The 7,551-nt window shown below is 75.2% G+C and carries 2 protein-coding genes; both read left to right on the top strand.

From position 1 onward, the window contains the following. A partial coding sequence (locus ACZ7BZ_RS38135) for an acyl carrier protein (RefSeq protein ID WP_470362391.1) occupies positions 1 to 759 on the top strand: 759 nt, incomplete at its 5' end. A 67-nt stretch (positions 760 to 826) separates the two neighbouring features. After that, positions 827 to 7,551: type I polyketide synthase (locus ACZ7BZ_RS38130; RefSeq protein WP_470362392.1), on the top strand; the 6,725-nt coding region annotated here is incomplete at its 3' end.

Raw genomic sequence — 7,551 nt, 5'->3', positions numbered from 1 at the left:
CTCACCACCCCCACCGCCCTCACCCTCTTCGACACCACCCTCCACACCCCCCACCCCCACCTCCTCCTCACCCCCACCGACCGAAACGCCCTACGGAGGCGGGTCGAGCGCGGTGAACTGCCGCCGATCCTGGGCGGATTGGTGCGGACCACGGGGACGCGTGCCACCGGGGGCGGGACGGGCGACTGGGCGCGCCGGTTCGCCGAGGCCCAGGAGGGCGAGCGCGGCACGCTCCTGCTGGACCTGGTCCGCTCGCACGTCGCGACGGCGCTCGGGCACGGTTCGCCGGAGAGCATCGATCCGGACTCGGCGCTCAAGGAACTCGGCTTCGACTCGCTGATCGCGGTGGAGTTCCGGAACCGCCTCGGCGCTGCCATCGGGCTGCGGCTGCCGGCGACGCTGGCGTTCAACTACCCGACGCCCCGCGCGCTCGCCGAACACCTCGGTGACCGCCTCGCCCGAGAGGCCGCCGCCGACAGGTCCGCCGACGGTGCGGGCCTCGGTTCGGGCACCGGATCGGGCGAGGGCTCCGGGAAGGCGCCGGACGACGCCGCGGCGTTCGCCGAACTCGACCGCTTCGAAAGCGTTCTGCGAACGGTCTCCGACAACGCCCGGGAGGAATTCACGGCCCGGTTGCGCCTGCTGCTCTCCGAACACTCCACCACGCACGCCACGGACGATTCCCTCGCCGTCGCCCTCGATTCGGCGACCGACGAGGAGATGTTCGACCTGATCGACAACGAGCTCGGCACGGCTTGAGACGGGACTGAATGCGATGACGGCTGAGATGACGGTTGAAGAGAAACTGCGGGACTACCTCAAGCGTGTGACCGCCGACCTCAAGAGGACCCGGGCGCGCGTTCAGGAGCTGGAGTCCAAGGAGAACGAGCCCGTCGCGATCGTGGGCATGGCCTGCCGCTACCCCGGCGGCGTCCGCTCCCCCGAGGACCTGTGGCGACTGGTGACCGACGGCGTGGACGCGATCGGCGAGTTCCCCACCGACCGCGGCTGGAACCTCGACGCCCTCTACCACCCCGACCCCGACCACCCCGGCACCAGCTACACCCGCCACGGCGGATTCCTCCACGACGCCGCCGACTTCGACCCCGAGTTCTTCGGCATGAGCCCCCGCGAGGCCCTCGCCACCGACCCGCAACAGCGCCTCCTCCTCGAAACCGCCTGGGAGACCCTGGAGAACGCCGGCATCGACCCCACCACCCTGCGCGGCACCCACACCGGCGTCTTCACCGGCGTCATGTACGACGACTACGGCAACCGGCTGACGCAGGCGGCACCCGACGGCTTCGAGGGCTATCTCGGGACGGGGAGCGCGGGCAGCCTGGCCTCCGGGCGGCTCTCCTACGTGTTCGGGTTCGAGGGCCCGGCCATCTCGGTGGACACGGCGTGCTCCTCCTCCCTGGTCGCCCTGCACCTGGCCGCCCGCGCGCTGCGCAACGGCGAGTGCGACCTCGCGCTCGCCGGCGGGGTCACCCTGATGGCCACCCCCGCCGCGTTCATCGAGTTCAGCCGTCAGCGCGGCCTGGCCCCCGACGGGCGCTCCAAGTCCTTCGCGGCCGCCGCCGACGGCGCCGCCTGGAGCGAGGGCGTCGGCCTGCTGCTGGTCGAGCGGCTCTCCGACGCCCGCCGCAACGGCCACCGGGTGCTCGCCGTGGTCCGCGGGACGGCCGTCAACCAGGACGGCGCCTCCAACGGGCTCACCGCGCCCAACGGCCCGTCCCAGGAGCGGCTGATCCGCCAGGTGCTGGCGGAGGCGCGGCTGCGGCCGTCCGACGTGGACGCGATGGAGGCCCACGGCACCGGGACCGAGCTCGGCGACCCGATCGAGGCGGAGGCCCTGCTCGCCACCTACGGACAGGACCGCGAACACCCGCTCTGGCTCGGCTCGGTGAAGTCCAACATCGGCCACACCCAGGCCGCCGCCGGCGTCGCCGGCATCATCAAGATGATCGAGGCGATGCGCCACGAGGTCCTGCCCAGGACCCTGCACGTCGACGCGCCCTCCCCGCACATCGACTGGGACGCCGGGCGGGTGGAACTCCTCACCGAGAGCCGGGCCTGGCCGCGTACCGACCGGCCGCGCCGCGCGGGAGTCTCGTCCTTCGGCATCAGCGGCACCAACGCCCACGTCATCCTGGAGGAGCCGTCCGCCGCCGACGCGGCGCCCGTCCCGGTGGGACAGGCCGCGCCGCCGGTGGTGCTGTGGCCGCTGTCCGGCCGGACCCCCGAGGCCCTGCGCGCCCAGGCCGCCGGGCTGCGGACGTTCCTGGAGACCCTGCCCGACGACCGACTGGCCGCCGCCGGACGGGCGCTGGCCCTGGACCGGGCCGCGCTGACCTGCCGTGCGGTGGTGACCGGCGCGGACCGGGCGGAGTTGTCCGCCGCCCTGGACGCGGTCGCCGACGGCAGCACCGCGCCGGGCCGGGTGCTCGGCGGCAAGGTCGCGTTCCTGTTCACCGGCCAGGGGTCCCAGCGGCCGGGCATGGCCCGCGGCCTGTACGAGGCCTACCCGGTGTTCGCCGAGGCGCTGGACGCCGTCCTCGCCGAACTGGACGGCCACTACGAGGTGCCGCTGCGCGAGGTGTTGTGGGGCGCTGACGAGGAGGCGGTCCGGCGGACCGGCAACGCGCAGGCCCTGCTGTTCGCGGTCGAGGTGGCGCTGTTCCGACTGGCCGAGTCCTGGGGGGTGCGGCCGGACCACCTGGCCGGGCACTCCGTCGGTGAGATCGCGGCCGCCCACGTCGCCGGGGTGCTGTCGCTGGCCGACGCCTCGACGCTGGTCGCCGCGCGCGGCCGGCTGATGCAGGAGCTGCCCGAGGGCGGAGCGATGGCCGCGATCCGGGCGACCGAGGAGGAGGTCCGACCGCTGCTGTCCGACGCGGTGGGGCTCGCCGCCGTCAACGGCCCGCAGTCGGTGGTGGTCTCGGGCGACGAGGTCGCCGTCGCGGCAGTCGTCGCGCACTTCGCGGAGCAGGGACGTAAGACCGGATCGCTGCGGGTCTCGCACGCCTTCCACTCACCGCTGATGGCCCCGATGCTGGACCGGTTCCGCGCGGTCGCCGAGTCGCTGTCCTACCGGGAGCCGACGATCGCGGCCGTGTCCACGGTCTCCGGCGGTCCGGCCGGGGGCTGGGCGTCGGCGGACTACTGGGTGCGGCACGTCTCGGCGGCCGTCCGCTTCGCCGACGCGGTGCGCGGCCTGCGGTCCGCGGGCGTCACCGCGTTCGTCGAGATCGGCCCGGACGCGGTGCTCTCCGCGGCGGGGCCGGAGTCCGCGGCCGACGCCCTCTTCGTCCCGCTGATGCGCCGGGACCGGCCGGAGGCGGCCGAGCTGGTCGCCGGGCTCGGGCGGCTCCACGCACACGGCGTGCGGGTCGACTGGGCGGCGTTCTTCGGGCCCGCGGACCGCGTGGACCTCCCCACCTACCCGTTCCAGCACCGGTCGCTGTGGCTGCACCCCACGGACAACCCGTCCTCGTCCGGCTCCACCACCCGGCACCCGCTGATCGGCGGGGCGGTCGAACTGCCCGACGGCAAGGGCCGGATCCTCACCGGCCAGGTCACCGCCGCCGCCCATCCGTGGCTGGCCGACCACGCCGTGCACGACGTCACCGTGCTGCCCGGCGCGGCCTTCCTGGACCTCGTCCTGCGGGCGGGGGCCGAGAGCGGGCTCACCCGGGTCGCGGAGCTCACCGTGGAAGCGCCGCTGGTCCTGACCGACGGCGCGCCGTCGCGGCTGCACCTCACGGTCACCCCGGAGGGCACGGAAGGCGGCGCCACGGACGGCGGCCTCCCCCGCGCCGCCGACGGGGGCGCGACCGTCCAGCGGGTCACCATCCACTCCCGTTCCGGCGACGACCCGGAGCGGCCCTGGATCCGCCACGCCGGCGCCGTCCTCACCGGCCCGGACCGCGGCCCCGCCGAGGGCGGCACCGCCGGAGCGGCGGGCGACTGGCCCCCGGACGGCGCCGTCCCCGTCGACGCCGAGGAGCTCGCCGACCGGCTCGCCGGCCTCGGCCACAGCGGGGCCGTCCCGCTGGCCGGGCTGCACGCCGCTTGGCGGGCCGGGGACACCGGCTACGCCGAGGTCAGCCTGCCCGATGAGGCCGGGCAGGGCGGGTACCTGCTCGACCCGCGCCTCCTGGAGACCGCCCTGGCCGCCACCGTCGACCCGACCGACGAGCTGCGCGCGCCGGTGGCGTGGCAGGACGTCACCGTCCACGCCACCGGCGCGCGGACACTCCGGGTCGCGCTGACCCGCACCGGTCCCGACACCGCCTCGGCGTCGGTGCGGGACGCCTCCGGCACCCTGGTCGCCACCGTCGGCTCGGTGACGCTCGGGCCGGTCCGCGCCGCCGGACTCCGCGGCGCGGACGCGGACACCGGGTACCGGCTCGACTGGATCCCGGTGCCGCCGCCCGCCGAGGCCACGACCCGCTGGGCGGTCATCGCCGGGAACGCGGACGACGACGCCCTCGCCGCCCTCCCCGGCGAGCGCCACACCGACCTCGCGGCGCTCGCGCGTGCCGTCCGGGACGGCGCGCATACCGCACCCGACGCGATCCTCCTGACGCTCCCGGACAGCGGGCCGGAGCCCGGCACGGCCGCCGTCGAGCAGGCCGTCCGGGCGCTCGACGCCGTACGGGGCCTGCTGGCCGAGGAACCGCTCGGCGGCTCGCGGCTGGTGGTCGTCACCCGTCGCGCGGTCGCGACCGGCGGCGGTGCCGGTACCGACGGCGGCGCCCCGGAGGACGTCCTCGATCCCGGCCAGGCGGCGGTCTGGGGCCTGCTGCGCTCGGCCCAGAGCGAGCACCCCGGCCGGTTCGTCCTGCTCGACGTCGAGTCGCAGGTCACCGAGGCCGTGCTGAGTGCGGTTGCGGCCGTCGGCGAGGACCAGTTCGCCGTCCGCGCCGACGCCGTGCTCGCGCCCAGGCTGGTCCGCGTGCCGCTCAGCGGGTCGGCCGCACCGGGGGAAAAGGAGCAACAGGCGGGGCAGGCAAGGCCGTTCGACCCCGACGGCACCGTGCTGGTGCTGTCCGGGGCCGCCGGAGACCTCGCCGGTCCGCTCGTCCGGCACCTGGTCACCGAACACGGCGCACGCCACCTGCTGCTCGCCCGCACCGCCGGGGCCGCGCCGCTCGACACCGACGACCTCACCGCTCTCGGGGCGAGCGTGACCACCGCGCCCGGCGGGATCGGCGACCGCGCGGACCTCGCCGCACTGCTGGCCGCCGTCCCGCCCGGACGGCCGCTGACCGCCGTCGTCCACGCGGTCGAGGAGACCGGCGGCCCACTCGCCGCCCTCACCCCCGAGCACCTGGACGCCGCCCTGCGCATCCGGGCCGGCCTCGCCTGGGACCTCCACGACCTCACCGCCGACGCCGGACTCGACGCCTTCGTCCTCTTCTCGTCCGCCGCCGCCGCCCTGGGCGCCCCCGGCCGGGCGGACCGCGCCGCCGCCGGGGCACTCCTCGACGCCCTCGCCGACCGCCGGCGCGCCGAAGGGCGCCCCGTCCTGTCGCTCGGCTGGGCGCCGGAAGAGCCGTCGGGCTCCGCCCGGGTGGAGCCCGCCGCGCCCGACGGGCTCAAGCCGCGCTCCACCGGGCACTCGCTCGACGTGTTCGGCCTGGCGCTGTCCGGGGGGTGGCACGGCAAACTGCTGTCCATCGAACTCGACCACGCCGAACTCCGCAGGCACGCACGGGCGCTGACCCTGCCGCCGGTGTTCCGGAGCCTGGTCCGGGTCCCGACCGCGGGCACCGCCGCCGTCGACAACCGCGCGTGGGCGCGACAACTGCGCGCCCTGTCCGAGGACGAGCAGTTCAGGACCGTCCTCGACCTGGTCCGCAGCCGGATCGCCGCCGTGCTCGGGCACCGGACCCTCGACACCGTCGATCCGGACCGCCCGCTCCAGGAACTGGGATTCGACTCGCTCACCGCCGTCGGCCTGCGCAACCGGCTCCACGAGGCGACCGGGCTCGACCTCCCGGCGACCCTGCTCTTCGACTACCCGACCGCCGCCACGATGGCCGGCCACCTGCGCGCCGAACTCCTCGGCGTCCGGGGGAGCACCGTCGTACCGGTCACCGCGGTCCGGTCCGACGACGACCCGATCGTCATCGTCGGCATGGCCTGCCGCTACCCCGGCGACGTGCGGTCCCCCGAGGACCTGTGGCAGCTGGTAGCCGAGGGCCGGGACGCGATCACCGGCTTCCCGGACAACCGCGGCTGGGACCTCGACGCCCTGTACGACCCGGACCCCGAACACCTCGGCACCTCCTACACCCGTGCGGGCGGGTTCCTGCACGACGTCGCCGACTTCGACGCCGACTTCTTCGGCATCAGCCCGCGCGAGGCGCTGGCGATGGACCCGCAGCAGCGGCTGCTGCTGGAGACCAGCTGGGAGGTGTTCGAGCACGCGGGGATCGACCCGTCCTCGTTGCGCGGCTCCCGCACCGGCGTCTTCACCGGCACCCACGACCGGGACTACGGAACGCTGGTCGCCGAGCACGAGAACCTGGAGGGCTACCTGATCGTCGGCAACTCGGCGAGCATCCTGTCCGGGCGGCTGTCCTACACCTACGGCCTGGAGGGCCCGGCCGTCTCCCTGGACACGGCGTGCTCGTCCTCGCTGGTCGCCCTGCACCTGGCCGCGCAGTCACTGCGCAGCGGCGAGTGCGACCTCGCCCTCGCCGGCGGCGTCTCGGTGCTGGCGACGCCCGCTTCGTTCGTGGAGTTCAGCCGGCAGCGCGGTCTGGCCCCCGACGGGCGCTCCAAGTCCTTCGCGGCCGCCGCCGACGGCACCGCGTGGTGCGAGGGCGTCGGCCTGCTGCTGGTCGAGCGGCTCTCCGACGCACGGCGCAACGGCCACCAGATCCTCGCGGTGGTGCGCGGCTCGGCCGTCAACCAGGACGGGACCACCAGTCAGCTCTCGGCCCCCAACGGCCCCGCGCAGCAGCGGGTGATCCGCCAGGCCCTGGCCAACGCCGGACTCACCACCGCCGACGTCGACGTGGTCGAGGCCCACGGCACCGGGACCAAGCTCGGCGACCCCATCGAGGCCCAGGCCCTGCTCGCCACCTACGGACAGGACCGGCCCGAGGGGGCCCCGCTCCGGCTCGGCTCCATCAAGTCCAACATGGGCCACGCGGCGGGAGCGGCGGGCGTCGCCGGCATCATCAAGATGGTGCAGGCCATGCGGCACGGCGTCATGCCTCCCACGCTGCACGTCGACGCGCCGTCCCCGCACATCGACTGGGCCTCCGGCAGCGTCGAGTTGCTGACCGAGAGCCGGGACTGGCCCACGCACGGGCGCCCGCGCCGCGCCGCCGTCTCCTCCTTCGGCATCAGCGGCACCAACGCCCACGTCATCCTCGAACAAGGCCCCACCACACAACCCGCAACTCAGACCGAGCCCGACCCCGACACCCCCATCACCTGGCGGTTGTCCGCGAAGACACCCACCGCACTACGCGACCACGCCCGACGCCTCACCGAACACCTCCACCACCACCCCCACCTCACCCCCCAAGC

Source organism: Kitasatospora sp. NPDC036934, assembly GCF_055608425.1.
This window is presented reverse-complemented; position numbering and strand designations above follow the sequence as displayed.